This window comes from Mesorhizobium sp. STM 4661, from assembly GCF_000359125.1.
Classification (GTDB): Bacteria; Pseudomonadota; Alphaproteobacteria; order Rhizobiales; family Rhizobiaceae; genus Mesorhizobium.
On record NZ_CAAF010000047.1, the window covers coordinates 48031 to 68894 of the forward strand.

At 56.8% G+C, this 20864-nt stretch carries 24 protein-coding genes; 14 read left to right on the plus strand and 10 right to left on the minus strand.

The genetic code is table 11. The features are described 5' to 3' along the window. Positions 1 to 43: 43 nt before the first annotated feature. From MESS4_RS14385 to MESS4_RS32245, 14 genes are all read left to right on the plus strand, one after another. Complete coding sequence (locus MESS4_RS14385) at positions 44 to 484, plus strand: Holliday junction resolvase RecU (protein WP_036241286.1); 441 nt, start codon at positions 44 to 46, stop codon at positions 482 to 484. Continuing rightward, positions 481 to 990: an NUMOD4 domain-containing protein gene (locus MESS4_RS32235; protein WP_006331938.1), complete on the plus strand. Its 510-nt coding sequence runs from the start codon at positions 481 to 483 to the stop codon at positions 988 to 990. Before MESS4_RS14385 ends, MESS4_RS32235 begins: the two co-directional genes overlap by 4 nt. Beyond that, positions 990 to 1550: a 3'-5' exoribonuclease gene (locus MESS4_RS14395; protein WP_157385579.1), complete on the plus strand. Its 561-nt coding sequence runs from the start codon at positions 990 to 992 to the stop codon at positions 1548 to 1550. Before MESS4_RS32235 ends, MESS4_RS14395 begins: the two co-directional genes overlap by 1 nt. After that, complete coding sequence (locus MESS4_RS14400; RefSeq protein ID WP_006331940.1) at positions 1547 to 1927, plus strand: hypothetical protein; 381 nt, start codon at positions 1547 to 1549, stop codon at positions 1925 to 1927. Before MESS4_RS14395 ends, MESS4_RS14400 begins: the two co-directional genes overlap by 4 nt. A gap of 550 nt (positions 1928 to 2477) precedes the next feature. Further along, positions 2478 to 3425, plus strand: a complete 948-nt coding sequence (locus MESS4_RS14410; RefSeq protein ID WP_006331942.1) for a metallophosphoesterase — start codon at positions 2478 to 2480, stop codon at positions 3423 to 3425. Between the two features lie 37 nt (positions 3426 to 3462). Continuing rightward, positions 3463 to 3654 carry a hypothetical protein gene (locus MESS4_RS33500; protein ID WP_157385581.1) on the plus strand — a complete coding sequence of 64 codons (192 nt, stop codon included), beginning with the start codon at positions 3463 to 3465 and terminating at the stop codon, positions 3652 to 3654. Further along, complete coding sequence (locus MESS4_RS14415) at positions 3647 to 5695, plus strand: AAA family ATPase (protein WP_157385582.1); 2049 nt, start codon at positions 3647 to 3649, stop codon at positions 5693 to 5695. The genes MESS4_RS33500 and MESS4_RS14415 overlap by 8 nt, the downstream gene beginning before the upstream one ends. Continuing rightward, entirely contained in the window at positions 5676 to 6086 is a 411-nt protein-coding gene (locus MESS4_RS14420; protein WP_006331947.1) for a helix-turn-helix domain-containing protein, read from the plus strand. The genes MESS4_RS14415 and MESS4_RS14420 overlap by 20 nt, the downstream gene beginning before the upstream one ends. Beyond that, positions 6083 to 6604, plus strand: a complete 522-nt coding sequence (locus MESS4_RS31185; protein WP_006331949.1) for a hypothetical protein — start codon at positions 6083 to 6085, stop codon at positions 6602 to 6604. The genes MESS4_RS14420 and MESS4_RS31185 overlap by 4 nt, the downstream gene beginning before the upstream one ends. After that, on the plus strand, positions 6604 to 7257 hold the full coding sequence (locus tag MESS4_RS31190) for a dATP/dGTP diphosphohydrolase domain-containing protein (RefSeq protein WP_006331951.1): 654 nt from the start codon (positions 6604 to 6606) through the stop codon (positions 7255 to 7257). The genes MESS4_RS31185 and MESS4_RS31190 overlap by 1 nt, the downstream gene beginning before the upstream one ends. Then, complete coding sequence (locus MESS4_RS31195) at positions 7254 to 7781, plus strand: MazG nucleotide pyrophosphohydrolase domain-containing protein (RefSeq protein WP_006331953.1); 528 nt, start codon at positions 7254 to 7256, stop codon at positions 7779 to 7781. The genes MESS4_RS31190 and MESS4_RS31195 overlap by 4 nt, the downstream gene beginning before the upstream one ends. 72 nt (positions 7782 to 7853) lie before the next feature. Beyond that, on the plus strand, positions 7854 to 8063 hold the full coding sequence (locus MESS4_RS32240; RefSeq protein WP_006331955.1) for a hypothetical protein: 210 nt from the start codon (positions 7854 to 7856) through the stop codon (positions 8061 to 8063). Then, on the plus strand, positions 8060 to 10264 hold the full coding sequence (locus MESS4_RS14440) for a putative Ribonucleoside-triphosphate reductase (protein WP_006331957.1): 2205 nt from the start codon (positions 8060 to 8062) through the stop codon (positions 10262 to 10264). Before MESS4_RS32240 ends, MESS4_RS14440 begins: the two co-directional genes overlap by 4 nt. Beyond that, a complete protein-coding gene (locus MESS4_RS32245) occupies positions 10264 to 10788 on the plus strand; it encodes an NUMOD4 motif-containing HNH endonuclease (RefSeq protein ID WP_081609739.1) in 525 nt (174 codons plus the stop codon). The genes MESS4_RS14440 and MESS4_RS32245 overlap by 1 nt, the downstream gene beginning before the upstream one ends. Before the next feature lie 40 nt (positions 10789 to 10828). On the opposite strand, the gene MESS4_RS33505 is transcribed toward MESS4_RS32245, so the two are convergent. The 10 genes from MESS4_RS33505 to MESS4_RS14495 all read right to left on the minus strand — a co-directional run bounded on the left by MESS4_RS33505 (position 10829) and on the right by MESS4_RS14495 (position 20848). After that, on the minus strand, positions 10829 to 11098 hold the full coding sequence (locus tag MESS4_RS33505; RefSeq protein ID WP_198292756.1) for a hypothetical protein: 270 nt from the start codon (positions 11096 to 11098) through the stop codon (positions 10829 to 10831). Further along, positions 11052 to 11318: a hypothetical protein gene (locus MESS4_RS14450; protein ID WP_198292757.1), complete on the minus strand. Its 267-nt coding sequence runs from the start codon at positions 11316 to 11318 to the stop codon at positions 11052 to 11054. Before MESS4_RS14450 ends, MESS4_RS33505 begins: the two co-directional genes overlap by 47 nt. 142 nt (positions 11319 to 11460) lie before the next feature. Then, positions 11461 to 12027 carry a lysozyme gene (locus MESS4_RS14455; protein WP_006331962.1) on the minus strand — a complete coding sequence of 189 codons (567 nt, stop codon included), beginning with the start codon at positions 12025 to 12027 and terminating at the stop codon, positions 11461 to 11463. Positions 12028 to 12264: 237 nt separating this feature from the next. Further along, entirely contained in the window at positions 12265 to 12642 is a 378-nt protein-coding gene (locus tag MESS4_RS14465) for a hypothetical protein (RefSeq protein ID WP_006331964.1), read from the minus strand. Between the two features lie 57 nt (positions 12643 to 12699). Further along, positions 12700 to 12876: a hypothetical protein gene (locus tag MESS4_RS33510; protein ID WP_006331965.1), complete on the minus strand. Its 177-nt coding sequence runs from the start codon at positions 12874 to 12876 to the stop codon at positions 12700 to 12702. Further along, complete coding sequence (locus MESS4_RS31200) at positions 12873 to 13337, minus strand: hypothetical protein (RefSeq protein WP_006331967.1); 465 nt, start codon at positions 13335 to 13337, stop codon at positions 12873 to 12875. The genes MESS4_RS33510 and MESS4_RS31200 overlap by 4 nt, the downstream gene beginning before the upstream one ends. Positions 13338 to 13367: 30 nt before the next feature. Beyond that, positions 13368 to 14981, minus strand: coding sequence for a hypothetical protein (locus MESS4_RS14475; protein WP_006331969.1), 1614 nt, complete (start codon positions 14979 to 14981; stop codon positions 13368 to 13370). Further along, positions 14978 to 19222, minus strand: coding sequence for a hypothetical protein (locus MESS4_RS14480; protein WP_006331970.1), 4245 nt, complete (start codon positions 19220 to 19222; stop codon positions 14978 to 14980). Before MESS4_RS14480 ends, MESS4_RS14475 begins: the two co-directional genes overlap by 4 nt. A gap of 19 nt (positions 19223 to 19241) precedes the next feature. After that, on the minus strand, positions 19242 to 20291 hold the full coding sequence (locus MESS4_RS14490; protein WP_006331972.1) for a hypothetical protein: 1050 nt from the start codon (positions 20289 to 20291) through the stop codon (positions 19242 to 19244). Beyond that, on the minus strand, positions 20288 to 20848 hold the full coding sequence (locus tag MESS4_RS14495; protein WP_006331973.1) for a tail assembly protein: 561 nt from the start codon (positions 20846 to 20848) through the stop codon (positions 20288 to 20290). Before MESS4_RS14495 ends, MESS4_RS14490 begins: the two co-directional genes overlap by 4 nt. Between the last annotated feature and the right edge of the window lie 16 nt (positions 20849 to 20864).

The following is a 20864-nucleotide window of genomic DNA, read 5'->3' on the forward strand; positions in this document are numbered from 1 at the left end:
AACAACACTCGAACCCTGCCGGTGCCGCTCACACATATCGAGCATGGCGAAAAAGAACACCGGCAAAGCCTCTGAACAAACGTTCGAGGAAATTCACGACACTCTAGGCAAGCGGGCATACTACTGTCGGCTTGTTGATGCAGCTGAGGTGAGGGGACGGACTGGCCGCATGGGTCATGTCCGTCCTCAACCCTCCGACTACATCCTTGTCGTGGATGGCAAGACCTCCTTCGCGGAGGTAAAGTCCACCCAGAACGAAACCTCATTTCCTTTCAGTCTCCTTCGCTCGAAGCAGTCCGCTGCGGCGAAGATGATCCTGGGCGCTGGTGGTTCCTACTTTGTGTACCTCCACGACCTCACCCGCGACCGGTGGTTCAAAGTCCCATACACGCTCATTCAGATAGTCAAGGACCATGGGAAGTCTTCGATCCCGTGGGCTGACCTGAAGGAGTTCAAGTGGGCCTTGGCGGGCCTCGCGTCATGATGGTCGACATCATTGGTTATGAGGGCCGGTATGCCATCACCAACGATGGTCGGGTTTGGAGCTATCCTCGACAAGGCACAAAAGGCGGATGGTTGAAGCCTGGTGTTACAGACGACGGCTACCTCTATGTGAACTTGGCAACTGCTCGCATCGATGGCCGTCACTATTGTACATTCTATGTGAGCCGTCTTGTCGCTGAAACCTTTGTTCCAAACCCAGATGATCTGCCTGAAGTTGCTCACCTCGATCACGTCCGCACCAACAATCACTTCGAAAATCTTCTGTGGACCACCCACAAGGATAATCTCCTCCAGTCCTACGCAGCTGGAAACTACGACCGTCGCGGAACAAAGAACAGCCGCAACGTCTTAACCGAGGACCAGGTTCGAAACATCCGACTTCTAAGGAGTCAAGGTGCGCCGCTCCGTCAGTTGGCTACCTCTCTCAATCTTAAAGAGGGGCATGTGACTGACATATGTTCCCGCAGAATATGGAAACACATTTGATGAAAAACACGGGAACATTTTGTGATGTCATGTGCGACATCGAAACTGGGGGCACGCGTCCAGACCATGCCCCTATCCTCCAGATCGCCGCCGTGAAGTTCAACCTCGCAGAGAAGACCGTCGACACCACGTCGATGTTCGATCGCTGCCTGTTGATCCCACCGGGCCGCTACTGGGACGAGAGCACCCGACAATGGTGGGGCGAGCAGAAGCGCTCGATCCTTCAGGACATCTACCCCCGCATGGAAGACCCTCGCACAGTTATGCAGGCCTTCGCCGACTGGGCTGGCTACTCGCCGATCCAACCGCTCCGCTTCTGGGCGAAGCCAACCAGCTTCGACTTCTCGTTCGTCGCCTCGTACTTCACCGACTTCGAGATCATGAATCCTTTTCATTTTCGGTTCGCCACCGACATGAACTCCTACATCCGGGGCATGGCCGGCGACAGCAGTCTCCCGACGTTCAAGACCGACTTCGTCGGTGACGCCCACAACGCGATCTACGACACGATCAATCAGATCGATGCCGTGTTCAAGGCAACGGAGCATTTCAAGTCATGAACAAGTTCCTCGCAGCACTAGCAATTGTTTTTCTGACAGGGTGCCAAGCTCGGGCAGAGGCACCAAAATGCACTCCACTTCTGCCGTTCGAATTGCAGCAGCGGGAGTACATGGAGAAGGGACTCTTTCAGAAGAAGCTCGTCCTTGAAAAGGCCGAAGCCCAACAGCTCGCCGACAAGTTGTCGGTTGGGCTTAAGCTGGAAAAGCTCGTGGGCGTCGAACGTGTGGTCCTGTTGTTCAACAAGGAACACCAGAAGGTCGCGGTCTATCCGCTCCAACGCCTGAGCACCAATGGCGACCTGGAGAACTGCCACTTCCTGGTGCTGCCGATCCAGCTCTTTGTTCAAGCCCTCCAGGTTCCGGGTCAGGAAATATGATAGGTCTACCGACTGATCCAGTCGAGGCTCAGTCCATCTTGCACCGGTTGTTGGACTACGATCCAGCAACCGGTGTTTTGACGTGGAGGACCAGGGGCAGGGGGTGGTTTTCCAGCGACCGAATATGGAAGACCTGGAATACTCGGTACGCTGGGAAAGAGGCCTTCAACCGGATTGATGATGAGAATTATCAGTCCGGTGCGATTCTTAACAAGACCTATAGGAAACACCAGGTGGTTTGGTTGTGGGTCACCGGCAAGTGGCCAAGGGTTGTTGATCACGATGATGGAAATCGATCAAACAACAGATGGGAGAACCTAAATGAGGGGACTCAATCGGATAACGCGAAGAACCTCTCCCTTCGAATAGACAACACATCAGGGTTTATTGGGGTCTCCTTCCATAAACGTTCTAGTAAGTTTCAAGCCTACATTCAAACAGAAGGCAGGCGAATAAATTTAGGTCTTTTCGCAACCGCTATAGAGGCCTCAGAGACCCAAAAATCCAAAGCGGGGGAACTTGGGTACAATCCAAACCACGGGCGAGCAGCATGATCATCAAACACAACAAGAAAACTATCGAACTCCTCGGAGACACGCACCTTGGACGATCCTTCCTACATGGTGTCCCGTTACACCGTCGTGGTGACCGAGAGAAGATGGTCTGGGCTCAGTTCGAGAAGAGCCTGGCCGAGACCAAGGCTGACGTGCATGTCCACGTCGGCGACCTTTTCGACAAAGCCTATGTTCCGTATGACTGCATTGTTCGAGCCGCCATCACATACCTTAAGGCTGCGACCGAGAAACCTGCAACCACCTTCATCATCCTCCGGGGCAATCACGATGTGCTCCGCGATTTGGAGAGGGTATCAGCGTTCGATCTCTTCACCCACATCGTGGGGTCACAGTCCAACATTAAAGTCGTGACCGAGAAATTCGTTCTTGGTGATGTGGCTTATTTCGCTTGGCAACCCGTCGTCCACGCCGCCGATCTGGTAGCGGGAACGACTGGCAAAATTTGTGTGGGGCATTGGGATGTCACGAGCTTCGGCGGCAACGACGAGAACCTGATCCCCACGAAGCAGCTTGCCGAGGCTGGCTTCACCCACGCCTATACCGGACATATCCATCGTGCTGATCAGTTCGACCGCGACGGTATTGACGTGATGGTTGTCGGTTCGATGCAACCATTTGCGCACGGAGAGGAGTCTAACACCGATCTCTACATCACCCTGACCAAGGACGAGATTGACGACACCCTCCACGACCGTTGCGTCCGCATCATCTTGCAACCCGATGAAATCCTCGATGAGGAAATCGACTGTCTCCAACTGACCGTCAAGAAGCTCGACGGCGTAGATGAGGAGATGCCGGCGGTCGTGCTCGGCGACTTCGACATGATCAGTCTCTTCCGTACCGCCTTCGCGGAGGTCAACCCAGAAATCACTGAAACACTCCTGCAACAGTTCAACCTAAAGAGGCTGGCCGATGGCTCTTAGACCCCTCACGAGAACTGCTGAAGAGTACGTCGACGCAATGGCTGAGTGGCTCACCTGTACGAGGCTCACCAACTATGAGCGCTCACTCGTCACCGTGCTGAAGGAAGCAGCAGAGAAGGGTCTTGGAGAATTCGACGAGACCCGCGTCTTCGTGTTGCGCAACTACGGCCTGATCATCTGGACCTGTGTCTCAAAAGCACGAGCTGAAGGGCTATGCAAAAATGCTTAAAAACCTCACCTACTCCGTGACCTTCCCGAGTACGGGCAGGACACTGGCCGAGACCGTCGAGTTTAAGGCGGGCTTCGGCGCCATCACTGGACCAAACGAAAGCGGAAAATCGTTTATCATCGAGATGATCCGCTGGTTGTTCTTCGGCACCGCTGCCTTGCGGGGCACGGTCCCGGATTACAAGAAGCTCACCGGTGAGCTGACGTTCACGATCCGTGATGTCGACTACCGAGTGTGGCGGACGATCACCCAGGCCAAGGTCTTCCGGGGCAAGGAGCAGATCGCTGTCGGCACCAAGCTGGTCAACGCCAAGATCGTCGAGCTGTTGACCTTCGGCATGGACGTGTTCGACATCGCTAACGTGGCCAACCAGGGAGACCTGGAGAAGCTGGGAAGCATGAAACCGACCGAGCGCAAGCGCATGGTCGATAGTGTCATTGGGCTAGGCGTCATCGAGGACCTTGCAAAGTCAGCCGGGGACGAGGCGCTGGCGCTAGGTCGCAGGGCAGACGACCTCAAATCTTCTTTGTACGAGCCACCCGAGCCCGTCCTGCCCGAGAACTACCGGCCAGCCAAGGAAATCCTGGCCGACCTGGACTCAATCCGGAACCTGAAGACGGAATTCGACCAGCTGCAAGGCTGGCTGTCCGTCGAGCGAGTTCCGCCAGTGAAGCCGGTGTCGAAGATCGACATGCCGCTCGATGTCATCCGCTCGATGCTGGACGGCCAGAACGAGACCAAGGCCCAGCACCTCGCCTTGGCCATTCAGCTCGACAACCTGCCGGCGCCGTCGCCCTACAGCGAAGAGCAGCTGTCCAAAGTTTGTATACAAATTTCGGACTACGACAAATGGCAGGAGCTGGTCCGCTTCAGGGCTCAGTATCCAACGCCGGCCTATACCCGCGAGCAGCTGGCTGAGGCTGACAGTGCCATTGTTGAGTACGTCAACCACCAGCTCCTGGAGAATGCACGGGGCAAACTTGGAGAGCTGCTCGATCACGGTCACCATGAGTGTCCTGAGTGTGAGCACCGCTGGCCGGTCGAGGCCGATGCGGTGGAGAAGATGCAGGCCGAGATCGAACGGCTCAGTCAGCTTCCAAACTCCGATTTGGAGCCGGCGCTGACCTCAGCTCAGGTCCGTGTGGAGTTGCACAACATCGATCACTTCGAGTCAGGCATCAGCCCAGAGGTGGTCCCCGAGGCCAGCCGGCCGCTCCTGACGGGGTCACAGGTCGATGAGCATCGCAGGGCCAACGCTGCTGCTGCCCAACGGGAAACGCTCTCAGCTACCCTCGCCAGCTACGCCAAGCGCCTTGCGGACATGCCCAACTACCAGGTCATGCTCAACAACCAGGGTGCTCACCAAGCCCTGATGGTTCAGTTCGAGAACGACATGATTAACTTCGAGGTTTGGAAGGCTGAACGAGCCGACAAGCTCGTCCGGTCGGTCATGCTGGAAGCGTCGGTCGCTCAACTCCCCTCATTATACGCGGCCTATGAGGTTTCCTGCGCCTACGAGATCCAAAAAGGAAACTATGACGAGCTTGCCGAGCGCTACCGGCAGGCGACTGAAACCATAGCTTACTTCTCGGAGCAATCCGGCGAGTGGAAGAAGGCGAAGGAAGCTTTGACCACTCTCCGCACCATGGTCAAGCAGCACCTGGTCCCGTCTCTGAACCGGGTGGCGAGCCATCTGATCAAGCAGATGACTGGCGGGCAGCGTCAGAAGATTGAGGTCGACGACGACTTCAACATCTTGGTTGACGATCAGTCGATCTCTACCCTCTCGGGGTCGGGAAAAGCTGTCGCCAACTTGGCCTTGCGTCTGGGTCTAGGTCAGGTCCTGACCAACAATGTCTTCAGCCTCTTCATGGCTGATGAGATCGACGCCTCTATGGACAAGGACAGGGCCGAGAATACTTCCTATACCCTACAGACACTCAAAACCCGTATCTCGCAAATACTGCTCGTGACTCACAAATATCCCCAAGCAGACTACTACGTCAACTTGGGTGAAACTAATGAACCAGAGATCGCTTGAAGAGCAGCTAATTCTTGAGGAACTGAAGAAGACGGACGGCAACATCTCGCGTGTCTCTCGTGTCCTTGGCCTCGACTACTTCTACATGAAACAGAAATACGGCGGGTCGGACTATATACCGTTCCGACCCGCTGTCGGTCCTGAACCGATCGACATCAGAACACTAGGGCGACCGTCTTTCGAACCCTACGTGATCGCCGTGAAGAAGGCCGGCTGCCGCTGGCCTGAGAAGTTCGACGCCATCATCGCCGACGCCAGAAAGAAGTTCGACGCTGGAACCCACGAAATGTTCCAGACCCCCAACGATGGTTGGGTCGTCCAGTACCTGATCCCGCGCATGACGCGGGCAGTTGCGAGAACCTTCTTTCAAACCATGGTGCCAATGATATGAGCGCGATCCTCCTCAACACGGGTCGCCTCGTCGACCCCTTCCAAATCGAGAAGTACAGCTTCACAGCTATCGATTTCATCCATCCCATCTGTCTTCTAAACCGCTACACTGGACACACTAGGAAGCCGATCTCGGTCGGTGAGCACACAGTCAAGCTGGCTGACTCCCTTCAGGTTCGAGCCCGAGGGCTCAAGCGAGCAGCGACGATCCACGACTTCGGTGAGGCGCTGACGAACGACATTCCGCATCCTTACAAGAAAGATCCGGATTTTCGCGCGTACGTGAAGCTCGAAGAGCGAGTCCAACGTCACATCTTCAACGTCTTCGGCGAGCCGTGGGAGAACATGGAGGCTCTCCATGAGTTTGACCGCCGTATCTGTGCCGACGAAATGGCTCAGGGCTTCAACCCTCCCTACGTCTATCCGATGGAGCCGCTCGGCATCCACGTAAGCTTCTGGAGCTGGCAGACAGCAGAGCGTCATCTCACGACCCTATGCCAGGAAGTGGGGGTGCTCTAATGGCGATGCTTCGATACAACGCCGGCAAGCCGCCACTCACTCTGGTTCCGACTGCATTAATCATGACGGTCGCGGCAGGGTGGGAAGGCGACTTCTTCAGAACCCCAACACTGATGATTGAGGACGTGGCTCGCGTCCTCGACTTCGGCCAGAAGAAGTATTCAGCCCACAACTGGCGGAAGGGTGGATCATGGTGCGCCGTCCTGGACTGTGCGATGCGGCACATGAACAAGATCGCCCGTGGTGAGACCCACGACGACGAGAGCGGCCTGCATCACTACGCCCACGTCGGCTGCAACATCGCTTTCCTGTTGGAGTTCATCGAGCAGAAGGTCGGGGACAACGACCGACACAGGCTGGCGATCCGCAAGCCTCGTCCAGGGTTTGGCGATGAACCGTTCAACAACCTCTACAGCGAGCTGTTGGCTTGGAAAGACGGTGACGACTTCGCTCTAGACAGCGCCGCCATCATCCTCGCCCGGCACTACGAGGAACTGAACCCCGGGATCGTGCCTGGGACATCCCCTCACGCCCATGTCCAGTTCCCACTACCAGTGCTGAGTATGGTCAGCGAACACGTTCTCAGAAAGTCGACCGTCGAAGCGATTACGAAAAGCATGCCGATTATCGGTGACAGGAACACAACCCTATGACCATGAAGCAATACCTCATCTCGTCCGCTCGCACCGCAGCCGGCTCGGTCTTCACCGGTTTGGCGCCATGGTCAGTCCTTGTGGCCGTTGTTCAGGCTCGCATCGATGCTTCCCATATGATCGACGGTGCCAAGAAGGCTCTGTTCTACGGTAAGCGCAAGCCCATCTTTCATGACCTGGTGACAGACATCATGAAGGAAGACGGTGCGATCCTCGAATATCCCGAAGGGATCGAGCCCGACCTTATCCACGCCGCCCTTGGAGTGGACAGCGAGTCTACCGAGCTGCTGGAGGTGCTTCAGACCTACCTGGAGACCGGCGTTATCGACCGTGAGAAGTTCATGGACGAGGCCGGAGACCTCCAGTGGTACCTGGCTATGCTCTATCGCAAAATCGGAACCACGTTCGAGGAGGTTGGCGAAAGGAACATCGCCAAGCTGATGGTTCGATATCCCAACAAGTTCGACGCTGAGCTTGCGACCACTCATCGGGACGATGCCAAGGAAAGGGTCGTGTTCCAATAGACCAAGACCCACGAACCATTCTCTCGATGTCGAAACTACCTACCTCTAGTGGCCAGCCACTAGAGGTTTTTTATGCAAACTGATCTGTCGTCAGAACGTTTTCCTATTGCCGGTTACGAGGGGCTCTATGCCATCAGCCGCACCGGTCAAGTTTGGAGCTTTATCTCCAATAAATTTCTAAAATCCGGCCTTGTAGGGAAAGGTTACTCAGGAGAGTGGAAGTCATACAACGGTTGGACGCTGCCCGTCGCCGGCCTCTACGGGAAAGGAGCACAGGCATGACCATTGCAAGAAACTACGAAGCCGGTATGGGCCAGGCGGTTGCTGACCGCACCATCAATAGGCCGGGTGAGCAGTGGTCCGATGTCTCTCACCGTGTTGCCCTTGGCAACTCTCTCCTTGACCAGAAGGTCAATGACTATCCGGCTCTCTCCCACCACCTTCTACAAGCTTCCACACTCATGTCAGGTCGCCACCTCCAACACGGCGACGTAGACCAGCCAGGGCGTCCGATGGAGGTCTTCTCCAACTGCTCGACGGCCATGCTTCGCTTTCTAAACTTCAAGCTCCTGCTGTCGGGCTCCGGGGTCGGCAGCGCATACGATGACGCCCTGATGGTCGTCGACTGGACCAAGCAGCCGAACGTCGTTCCTGTCATCGATCCGAGCCATCCCGACGTGGCCAGCGGGCGCGTGAAGGGCTTCCTCAGCCTTCGCGATGCCATGCACCTGTATGAGGGTCGCGAGATCGTCGTGTTCCATGTGCCTGACAGCCGTGAGGGCTGGGCCAAGGGCATCGAGCAGATCGAGAAGATGGCCTACCAGGGCCTGACCGATCACATCCTCATCCTCGACTTCACCGCTGTGCGGTGCTTCGGCTCGCCCATCAAAGGCATGCAGAACCGGCCAGCCTCAGGGCCTGGCCCGTTGATGGATGCCATTGTCAACGTGGCGCGGCTCAGGGGCGCTACCATGGCGCCGTGGAAGGCCGCGATGTACGCGGACCACTTCCAGGCCGAGTGCGTCCTGGTGGGCGGCGCTCGCCGTGCAGCTCGTATCGCCACCAAGTTCTGGCGTGACAAGACGATCTTCGACTTCATCGATTTGAAGCGACCGCTGGAATTCCGCGGCAAGACCCGTGAGGAAGTGGAAGAGCTGCGGGCCACTGGGTTCTATCAGTCGCACCTCTGGTCCTCGAACAATTCCGTGGCCGTCGACCAGGAATTCTGGGACGCGCTCAACTGCCACCCGTGGATGAAGCAGGCCGACCGCATCCAAGCTCGCAAGGTCTGGAATGCCATCATGGATGCCCAGCATGGTGATGGCACCGGCGAGCCAGCGCTGCTGAACGTCCACAAGCTCACCATGAACGACACGGACATCGAGCAGTACCGCGAGCAAGCGTTCGCCGGCTCGAAGCTCTACACGCCTGACGCCGTTACCCTGGAACTGATGAAGGAGCTGACCGAGCGGGTGCTCGCCCACAGCTACCACTACATCGTCAACCCGTGCGGCGAGATCGTCCTGTTCATGCTGGGGGCCTTCTGCGTGATCGCCGACGTGGTTCCGTTCCATGCCATTGATGACGACGACGCCGAGGACTGCTTCCGGGTCGTGACCCGTGCTCTGATGCGGGTCAACACCATGGACTCGATCTACAATCTGGAGGTGGCCCGCACCAATCGAATTGGTGTCGGCCTGACCGGTCTGCATGAGTGGATGTGGACCCGGTTCGGGTTGGGCTTCCGCGAAGCCGTGGCCTTGCCAATGACAGCCAAGGCGGCTGAGTTCTGGAACATGCTGAAGCGCTTCGGCGATGCTGTCGATGATGAAGCCAAGAGCTATGCGAAACTGTTGGGTGTTGTCGTCCCTCACACCAACAAGACCGCGAAGCCAGCCGGCACCACCAGCAAGTTGTTCGGTCTCACCGAGGGCGTCCATCTGCCACCGATGCGGAAGTATCTCCGCTGGGTCCAGTTCCGCAACGACGACCCTTTGGTGGCCGAGTACGCCGCCAAGGGCTATCCGATCCGGCAGCTGGAAACGTACGCCGGCACGACGATCGTTGGCTTTCCGACAGCGCCGGTCATCACGACGCTCGGCATGGGCGACAAACTGGTCACCGCTTCGGAGGCAACGCCGGCCGAGCAGTTCCGCTGGCTCCGTCTGTTGGAGCGTTACTGGCTGGGCGAGACCCGTGGCAACCAGATCAGCTACACTCTGAAGTACGATCCGACCGTGGTGTCCTTCTCGCAATTCGAGAAGGTGATGCGGGAGAACGTTCCGACCGTCAGGGCCGTGTCGGTGCTGCCGCAAATCAACTCGCTGAGCTACGAGTACACGCCAGAGGAGGAGATCTCGGAGGAGAGGTTCGCGGAGATCGTCGCTGGCATCGTGGCGATGTCCGAAGACGTGGATCGGGTCCACGTTGACTGCGAAGGCGGTAGCTGTCCAATCGACTTCTCCAAGGCCGGGGTGGTGTGATGACCGAACGCTGGCTACCAGTGGTTGGTTTCGAAGGACGATACGAGGTCTCCGACCTCGGTCGCGTTCGATCTCTGGCGTTCCGCTCTAACGGCGGTGTTGGTCTGATGAAGTCGACGCCAAACTATTCTGGCTACCATGTGGTCACTCTCGGTAGGGACAGAAAGCAGAGGAGAGTTCACGTCATGGTGCTTGAAGCCTTTGTCGGGCCTCGCCCTACAGGTATGCAGGGATGTCATGATAAAAGCGACAAGGACAACAACCGGCTCGACAGCTTGAGATGGGACACACCGAGGGGGAATATTGCAGACCGGAGGTCCTACTCTGAAGGATCACACCCGAACTCTAAGCTATCACAAAGTGATTTTGATGATATCAGATTCAATTTGGCAATGGGTCGTGATCTGAACACCATCGCGGAGCGGTTTGGAGTTACGCGAAATAGAATTTCTCAAATTAGGAAAACAGTCTCTCCCGTAGAGGCACCCTACAGAGGTTTCGTGGGAGAGGTTGGACTGAGATGACCTAGGAAAAGGAAACGATTCCAGGACGTTAAGAGGGGCGCTACTGCGCCCCTTTCTTTTTGTCCTTCAATTTCAGCAGTCTTGGGTCATGTGAGGCGTCGATTATGGCGATCAGACGCTTTCCGCAGGCGGATTTGACTTTGTCGCTGCGAAGGAACTCCGCGAGCTTGTCAAAGAGCATCAGCTGGTTGATCGGGCCAGCTGGAAAAGGTCCGACCACCTCGTCGAAGCACTTGCGGATATCTGGCGGAACGTTCGGCAGCTCAATTTTGCCAGAGTCGTCGCACCCGGTCAGCGTCAGGGCCGTCAAAACAAACAGTATCTTTGTGAACGAGCGCATCACGGTCTTCCTTGGTCTTCTTGTCAAAAATGACGATCACTTCGGCATCCGCCACAGCTTGGCTGGAGTCGGCTTCAAGGATCGCGATGTTTGTTTGCAGGCCAATCACTTGCTGTTTGAGAGCGGCGACCTGAGCCGCCTTCTCGAACTTGACCCAGCCATAGCCGACGCCGGCGAGGAAGAGGCCCACGCAGACAGCAACCTTGAGGAGAATGAGAGACAGCCAGGCGGGCATCAGAGGACGCACCATGTTAGGAGGGCAAGGAGGAGCACCAGGGTCACGACGATTTCGGTGCCATACTCTTCAAGGAGAGCTTGAGCGATCTCTTTCATCACAGACCACTCACGCACAGCTCGGCTTCGCCGATGCGCTGCTTGTCACCCATCCCACGACGGTTGACCAATCCCTGCACCACCTGACCGCCGGCCTTGTTGAAGGCCGTCTGGGCAACGCAGGCAGTGTTGTACTGACCAGCGGTGGCGAACCTTGCCGCGCTCGACTTGCATTGGGCGCCGACGCCAAAGTTGTAAGCACCAGAGATCAGGGATGCCTGGAGGCTGGTCGGCAGCTTGTCGAAGTTCTTGATGCACCGCGTGAGCGGCTTGTAGTAGTCGTTGACCACGCGGGCCATCAGCATGTCGTTACACTGAGCCTTGGTCTTGGTCATGCCGGCCTTGATGCCCTTGGTCTCGCCATAACAGATGTCCCAAATCTTGGCGTACTTGTCCCAATGCGACTTCAGGACCAGGCCCTCCCACGGGATGATGAGCGCGTTGACAGCCAGCTGCACCGACGCCGGCACACTGTTGGCATAGAGGACGCCACCAATCGAGGTGGAAATCGCGAGGACGGCGGCGATGGCGCTCTTGGCGCGGCCGGATGATTTGATTTTAGCCACTGAGGCCTCCTGGGAGGTTCTTTTGAACGGTGATACGCGCCCAAAGGGCAGCGATGGTGACGAAGCCTGACAGGGCGCCGAAGACGCCCCGAGGGACAGGCAGTAGGTCTTCGAAGAATGGTAGAGCCACCTCCAGACCAGACAGGAAGATAGCGACGATCATCAGCCTAACGCTCCAGGCTCTCTGAAGGATTTTCAGCCAGTCAGAGCGGAGACGAGTTAGGCGAGCAAACATAATTACATTCGGCTGATAAGATTTGCGATTACGATGGGAACGATGATCGTGATGATAGTCGAGACCACGCCAAGAACGGCCATGATCCTGGTGACGTTGGTTGACAGAACCTCGTGCTTGTCATCGGCCTCCTCCTGCTTATTGACCAGCTTGTCGACAGACTTGGTGAAGAGGGCACTCATGGTTTCGAGTTGCCGGTTGGTTTCCTCACGCTGCTCACGAAACGAAACAGCCAGGGTGCTGTTGCGCTCCTCGACCAGAACGAGACGCTCCATATACGAGGCCACCCGACCTACTTGGTCAGACATCGTGATAATGGAACGCTCCATCGCTTCAAACCTTGCGGGGGAGATCGTCTCGTTGAGGGAGGATTGCTGCATGAGGAACCACCTGTTGGTCTCCTCAATATAAGACGTAGGGGAAGAGAGTTGTCGCCGCTACCGGTTCAGAACGATTCGAAGGGGATCAGTCTCACCAAGCGTCAGACTGTATTTTTCTCGGATCATTTCGACGAGAAATTCACTTCCGGACTTACCGGAGAGCTGAGCCAGAGCGGCGAGCTTCTGGCGGTCCAGCTCGGTGCCATAGGCAATGATGCCTTTGTGCCTGGTCAATTGGTTGCGCCTACAGACCAATCTGCCGACGTAGCCGAGAGCTTGAAGTAATAGGTGAGCTGTCCACCCTCTACGGTGGGGAGCACCGCGTAGATGAAGTCCTTGGCTGCGCTGTTGAAAGCAGCTCTTCCCGCTAAAGTGCCGAAGGCGTCAGGACGAAAGAGCGTCTTGGCATAGAGGCCGGCCGACAGCTCGGCGAGCAGCTGGTGCGAGAACAGAACGTTCGCAGCCTGGGCTGTCATCAGGAGAATGTAATAGGGAACGTCGGTGAGCGTGGTGCCTGACCAAGGGGTTACCAGTTCAGCCGAGGTATCGCTTGTGACCGAAGCCAGGGCTACCGGAAATTCACCGTCGATAAACAGGATGCCGCCGGAAATTCTCGCGACTTCCCACAAGGTGCCTTCACCAGAAACAGTCGCATCGCCGTTGATAGTTGAGATCGTGCCAGTCGGGTAAAACATGGGAGTTATATGGTGTTCCTGGCTTGCTGGTTAAAGGCTCTGTGGTATGCCGAAGATGTAATAGCGCACGCCCTTCAACTGAGCGTCGTAAGAGTCGAAGGAACTGTCAGTGCTTCGGGCCGTGTATGGGTTGTTTCCTGAGGCGTAGATGTCCACTTGCGTGGTGCTGACTATGTTGGCCCATGTCGAAAATCCACACGACACGCCAGACGATGATCCAGCATTTACAAAGACCCCATGCTCGCTCCAGATGGCTCCGGGTTCATTAGCTGCCGCTTCGTTATCCGGCAGATTGTAGATCGCCCCAAGCTTAGGGAACAGGAGCAGACCGTCAGGGTTGGGAACCGTGACGCTGGTCATCCGTTCGCCCTTGAACAGATCGCTGCCCGACAAATCGGTTGGGAAGTCCCCGCTCCAATCCAGAAATCCCTCTGCAAGAATTGGCAGGTAGGTCAATCGCGTGTCGAGCATGATATCGTTCATACTCGGTGCGGTGTCCGAAGAGCCAGGCCGCTTTATTTGAATATATGGGCCGGTGCTGTCGCTGCCTTTCAAAAGTATCTTGCTGCCGCCCGTCGTGTGCGCCTCACCGGAGTCGGCGAAAATGGCGTACCGCAGCACCAGGTTATGTTGGGACTCGCTGGTGATGGTGAGCGTGTTGCCGGAAATAACGTAGGTGAAATCGAGCGACTGGCTTTCGTTCAAACTGCTGATGTATGGCGGGTGCCAGAACGTCGTTTCAGAGGACCTACGCGCGATGTAGTCCATGTAAGTTGTATCCGGCATAGGAAGCCGTGTGGTGATTGTGGCAGTGCCACCTGTCGGGACCGTGATCTCGCCCGCCGCCATGACTTTGGCCGGGATCATATCCTCGTGCAGAATGAAGCGCTTTGGGTCGGTGTCACTGAGCGAGCGCCCTGGCAACGCGATTCTTACCATGTTGGCAGTATCACCAATCCGTATTGTTTCCTGTCCAGGTACTGGGGTGGTAGCATAGTTCGGGATGGCGTCGGACATCATCGGAAGGCTGAACACCGAAACCAATGCGCGCAACACGGGATTAATGGCTCCCGAACTGGAAACAGTCGCCTGCAATGCGTGGCGCTCGCGTCCGGGGGGGCCAGTGTCGCCGGTGTCGTTAACGGTCACCGTTCGGCTTTTAAACCCACCGAAGGAGTAGACCTGGCCGCGATCTCCATCTTGACCTGTGGTCAAGTCAACGTATGGGCCTCTGAATTTATTACTCAGGAAATCGAGAGTCGTCCTAATCTCTGTCAGCGGGAAATAGGGAAGTCCGTAGTTTGCGGTGAAATACTCCTCGAAAAAATTCCACACTTGGCGTTTATTAGTCGATGTGGAGCGAAAGCTCCTGATCATTATCTGGCAGTTGTATTCGTTGCTGCCGGCGGGTAGGTAATAGAGGTTGCCGCCTATGCCGGTAGGGCTGCTTGCGTCCGGGTAGGTGGCAAAGTCCGCCTCAACAGTGAAGATATCGAGGAGGTAGCCGACCTTCTGTATTCGTGAATTGAACAGGTGTTTGCCGGTGGCAGTGTCTGGAACGGTGTCAGGATCATCAAGATCGTTCTTGAAGATTTTGAGGACCGGACCTAGCCCATCCTGGTTGCCGACGAAGAGCCGGCTCATGTGAACACCGAGATGTCTGCGAAATCATCGTGACCACGGATGATCAGCTTGTCGTTGGCGGATTGTAGAACATCGAAGACAGCTGTGCCGATCTTAGCCGCGACGAGCTTCAGCACACCGCCCTCGAAGATGAACGGAGCTGAGGTGGTCGTGCCATCGGTCATGACAATCTGGTTGGCGTTGAGGATAATACGGCTGGCGACGACACCAGGTGAGACGGTGTAGACCTCCATGATCATGCCGGCTTCTTCCCAGGCATCGGCAAGGGTAGCCTTCACGTACATGACCTGACGTGCCAACACCGACCCGGAGCCTGCTTCGGTTTCGATCTTGAAGAGGCCGCTGGCGCTGGCCTCATCGACGCGAGCTTCCACCGCTGTGATGGAGGCGGCAAAGGATGAGATGCGGCTGTCGCTTACGTCCTGCCAGACCGTGCCGTTCCAGCGGTACATCCTCAGATCATCATCACTGTCGAACCACAGGGCTCCCAGAACTGACGTGGTGGGAGGGCTGGACTGGTTGAAGACAGTCATGCCGCTGATGAGAGCGTCCACCCAGACAGCCGCTTGCAGCACGTAGATTTTGTTGTCATCGCTATCTATCCAGATCGATCCCGCAGGACCGGTGGTCGCTGGCGCACCGGCCTGAAGAAACACTTCGGGCTTTGCGGAGACTTGGGTTTGAAGGCCTGAGATCGCCGATGCCTGACCAGTGGTCAGAGTGTCGAGATCAGTGACCTGAGTTTGGAGCGTCGTAACGTCGTTGGCGACGGCTTGGATAGCGTTGGCTCGGACCTCAGACTCCTTTGCAATTGCAGCAAAGGAATTCGCCACGTTCTGGGCGATGTCGATCCGGGTAATTTCCGAAGCGGCGTTGTGGATTGCCGAGTTCCCCGCCACCTGGTCGAGGTAGTCGAACAGGGCCGACACCTGGCCCGAGATCGTGGTGAGCGTTGCAATGACTGTGGCGTTTATCTCTTCGGCTTCGGTCGGGACGACCATAACGACTTGAGGAGAAAGATTAAGATCCTCCTGGCTGAAATAGTCATAGATCGCGACACGGAAATAATAGGTATGCCCACGGTCACATTGAACCGAGATGTTGTTGTTGAGCCCCTGATAGAAAAGATTTTCCGGTGTCGGTGTGAAGCCCAAGGTCGTCGATTTGTAAATCAGCACACCCGCGTAATCCCGGATCGTAGGCTGCTCGAACTGAATGACAACCTGGTCGCCGCTCCTCGTGGCCGTGAGGCCTGATGGCGGCGCAGGAGCGGTGTTGGACACCGCCAGCTGCTGAGAGCCCGCTATGGTGCCATACTGGTCGCGGGAGGACACTTCGATTGTGAACGAGCGCTCGGCAGAGCCACCGTTGACCGTCGCATTCAGGGTCTGCTCGTAAACGAAGAACAGCTCCGTCGTGAATGTCTGATAGAGAACGAAGTCCGCGTCGTTGAGGATGCGAATTCGATAATCCTGATGCTCAGGATACGTCGCCGGGTCCCACGCGAATTTCGGTGACCGGCTTTCGAACACGGTCTCGAATGGCTCGTCCTGCAATCGCAGGCCGGCGCCGCCAGGGATCGATCGCCAATCTCCCACCAATCGGTGCTCAATGATCGCGGGATCGCTCTCTCGGCCGACGACGGTGATGGCGATGACATGGAAAACGTATTCCCCGAGGGGAACGTTGTTCCACTGGAACGCGCTGGTGGGAGTTTCACCGAGCAGGCCAAGTGGGCCGTTGTCCTTGCTCACATAAATCTGGTAGCGCGAGACCAGGTTGTTGGTGCTGTCGTCCCAATCCAAAAGGATATTGTAGATCGGCACCGCGCCCTGCATCGAGGCGGTGGCCGAAACCCGGAGCCTCGGGACTGGGCTAGGCTTGACGTTCGCCCGAACGTCGTAGTTCTGGGCGTTCTCGTATTCCGTGATGACGCCATCGACATACAGCCATTTCAAGCGGTTGACATAGACGGCCGACACCTCGACGGCGTCGTCGTCACCCTCAACCTCGGCAATGCTGATGACGCGGAACGCCATCGGTGCAGCCGTGTCATCCGTGGTGCGGATCGCGAACACAGCATTGTCTGGAAGTTCCGCGGTGACCGGTGCCGTGAAGGTCAGCTCGGTGACGGCACCCGTGGTGCCTGGCACGATGTTGTGCTCTTCGACCTGGTAGTCGCCAGTCGTCTCGTTGATGGACTGGAAGACGATTTTGTAATTGAAGCCGGGCTCAAGGAAGAGCGGATCACGGAGCGTGATCTTGATAGGGTTGACGAAATCCTTCACGCGACCTGAAAGGCCGGCGTCCATGTCGTCATCTGAGACCAAGATGATATCGTACGGGCTCATGTACTGAGCCATGCGGTTGGTCTTGAAGTTGACCAGCATGGTTTCAGTCATGCCAGTGATCAGTTTGTAGCGACCACGCACGATGGCTTCGTCAGCGCTGCGGCAGCCGACCGCGATGAAGTTGCTAGGGATACGCCCATAACGGTCGATGTGGGTCTGATCGAAGACCCGACGCCGATCCTCTTTGTAGTTCAGGTCCGGGTTGTTGAATGTGACGGTGACATCGTTGAACCGGGTGCTGATCTCGGTGAACGAGTAGGTGAAGATGCCACCCTCGACGTTCTCGGGAGCGAAGACCGCTACGGCGTTCGTGTCCTTGTCGAGGCGGATGACCGCACTACCGTTGCCATCGTCGAAGAACCGACCACCGAAGATACCGCAGATGTAATAGATCATCTCCCGCCCGCCGGTCGGGTCGGTGATCTGGCCGTTGAAGGTGAAGCGAGGCTTGCCGTCTACGGTCAGTGTGTCGCACCACTGGGCTGCCTCGTAGACATCGAACTTGTTGAGCACCACGGGGTAGTAGGCATTCATGCCGTAGCGGTCGTTCAGGACGAGATCGTTCGCGACCAAAGCAGGGTTATTCGAATAGTCGAGCACCCAGGTGCCGTCCCATACGCCGGTGTAGACGCGGGTGACCGGGTTGTAGTTGCTCGGGATACGGATGATCCGGCCCCGGTAAATACCAGAGAAGTCGGGGATCGAGGAGAACTGCTCAGAGGCGCGGGCCGTGAGCTGGACGGTAGCCAGGCCGGGGAAATTGAAAGGGGTGGCGGTGATCTCCTGGAAGCTCTCCCAGGTCACGTCGAAGAACTTCTCGGTGGTGTTCGCCGGGCTCGTCTTGGTGACACGCAGCTGGTAGGTGTCCGTCTCGCTCCTCGGGACGGGGAAGCGGAACTCCTTCACGAACGAAGAAGTCGTCTTGCCGGTGATCGTCAGCTCACCGTTGACGACCGTGTCGTTGTCGGACCCGCCGAACGTGCCGGGTGCCAGCGAGGAGCCGGCGATAATCCAGGTTGAGCCGTTGTAGAAATAGACGATGCCGTTGCCATCGTTCAGCCAGTAGTCGCCCTGCTCCACACCAACCGGCGGGGTCGTCCCACCGACATAGGCTTTGGTCGCCTTGTCGCTGCCCCAGGACGATTTCTCCGTCCAGGTGTAGACCAGATAGGAGCCGACCGTGGCGGACGTGATGCCAGCGAACTCGACCCACGCGGTGCCATTCCAGGTCTTGGGGTGGCTCAAGGCATCGGTGTCAAACCAGATGCCTGTGTCCGCCGTGGTGATTGGTTCCGACGAGGTCCAGTAGGTTGTCCGGTCGCCGGGGGATGGTTTGGAATTGACCTTGCTGAGAATGCCATAGAAGGCAGCAAAGGTATCGCCGATGATACTACTCGGCGGAGCGAGGGTGTTCACCGGTATCCAAGAGGTGGCACCAGTTACCCGGTACTCGAACTTGATCTTGCCAGTGTTGTTGAAGCTGCCCTTGCTCGTCGTCTTTTCGAGGTGGTTGATGACGACACGAAAATCGATGTAGTCGATGTTAGTGTGAAGACCCTGACGCACGACTGGAACGTTGGTCGACAGTTCCGTCGAGACATCAGTCGACGATCCGAAGCCGCCAGACCGAGAGACGATCTCTTCGCCAAGCTCAGAGCCTTCGCGAACGATCAGCTCGAACTGGTCGAAGTTGTTTTCGCCGTCAACGTTTTGAAGGGGGGTCTCACCAATAAGAAAGGTCTTGCCGCCGTCAACGAGGCCTTTGATAGGCCCTTCGCTGATGCCAAGAACAACCTCAACAGAATCTGTAGAAAATAGATTATCAGGAGTTTGTTTTGGCTCGCTGCCTCCGGCTGAACCAGCCAGGGGGCGGCTAAAGTGTTGAGTCATTACAGCCGAAATATGGGAGTTAAGAAGCGGATTTACTAGCCTGGTAGCGCTGCTGCATCCATCTCAGACGCTCGGCACCTTCATGAGGGTCAAACTCGAACCGGATGAAGTTGACCTCCGTTGTTGCATGGGGGTCAATCAAGGCGACAGGGCAGTTATAGAGGTCCTTCGGATCAAGATTAAGCTCCTCGGCATACCGGTTGATCTTCTTGTAGGACGCGATCTGAAGACCGTGCCACATGCGTTCCGAGCTGGGCCGCATGCCGTGGGTGTAGCCAGAGACGTGAGTGTGTCCCGCGACGTAGATGTCATGATGTTCACCGTCGAGCTGCGCCTGCTTGCCGGCGCCGAACACGTCTGACCACTGGGACCGACCACGGAAGCCGTGGACAGAATAGATTTTCACGTTCCGGCCATTGGGCAGGCGAAGGGCGAGCCGCACCTTGGTGCTCTTGTGGACGAGCGTGTTCCCCTTGAGGATCATCTTCAGGAGGTCGCCACCCTTGTTCCAAAGGTCGTGGTTGCCATCGGTGTAGTAGAGCCAGTTGATCTTTTTCAGGACGTACTCGACCAAAGCGAGTGCCTCGTTCGAAGTCGTGCTTTGCTCCGCGTACAGCCGCTCAAGGCGACCGACCCAGTTGTTGAAAGCATCACCGACGTTGCCGGCGTAGAGGCCTGGCGTCGAGCCGTCGAAGATCGAGACGTGGTCCATGACTTCGGCGAGATCGGTGCCATCGTCGTCAAGGTGCATGTCGCCGAAGAAGCCGAGACCGATGGGGCCTTCGCGATTGACGCGGACCTGGATCATCTTGTCCCGGTCGAAGATTTCCTTCTTGCGGGCGAACTGACCAATGCGGCGGGCGACCAGCTCCTCGATGTCGATGGATGGGGTTGGCTCAAATTCTCGCTCAAGCTCCTCAAAATTGGGGTCCTGCCACCGGCGGTTCATCCCACGTATGCCCGACTCGCTGATGTCGTAGCCCTGTTCTCGAAGGAAGCGAGCTGCCGGGCGGAAGCCGCCCATCTCGTTAATCGCTTGACGAATTGTATCTTCGTTTGGTCGGCTCATGTGCTGCCTCTCCGGAATTCACGGGCGTTGATATCGAACGACAGAAACTGGCCGTAGACACGGTCTTCCCCGTAGAGAATGGGTATGCGAGTGCCGATGGCGACAGTGTTCTTTGGGGAGCCGAGATATCGGCTTTGGTCTTTGGCGGTGTCGTTTTCTGGTGTCGGGGCCAGGAGCTGGCTCAGGCCTCCGAGAAGGGAGAGCGCACCAACCTTGAGGAGCATCGATCCCCAGAATGTGGTTGCGCCAAAGGTGAAGATGCCTAGACCGATCAGGGCGGCGCCGATCAGGATTTGACCGAGGCCACCGCTTTTTCCACCATTCAACTGGTGGACGATATGAATCTCAGCCTGGTTGCCAAGGTTGGTGAAGAGAGACTCCACCGTTTCACAGCCAACGACCTTTATCCTTTGCCGGCCACGGGTAGGGTGAGGAGCAAAACCTGGTAGTTGTCGAGTGATAGACTCAACGACCTCGGCGATGGTGTTCGCCATGATCTCAATTGGACCATCATGAAAAGCAGCTAAACCGCCGTGGAGGTAAACCTTACGCAGCATGGGACAGCTGTTGCCT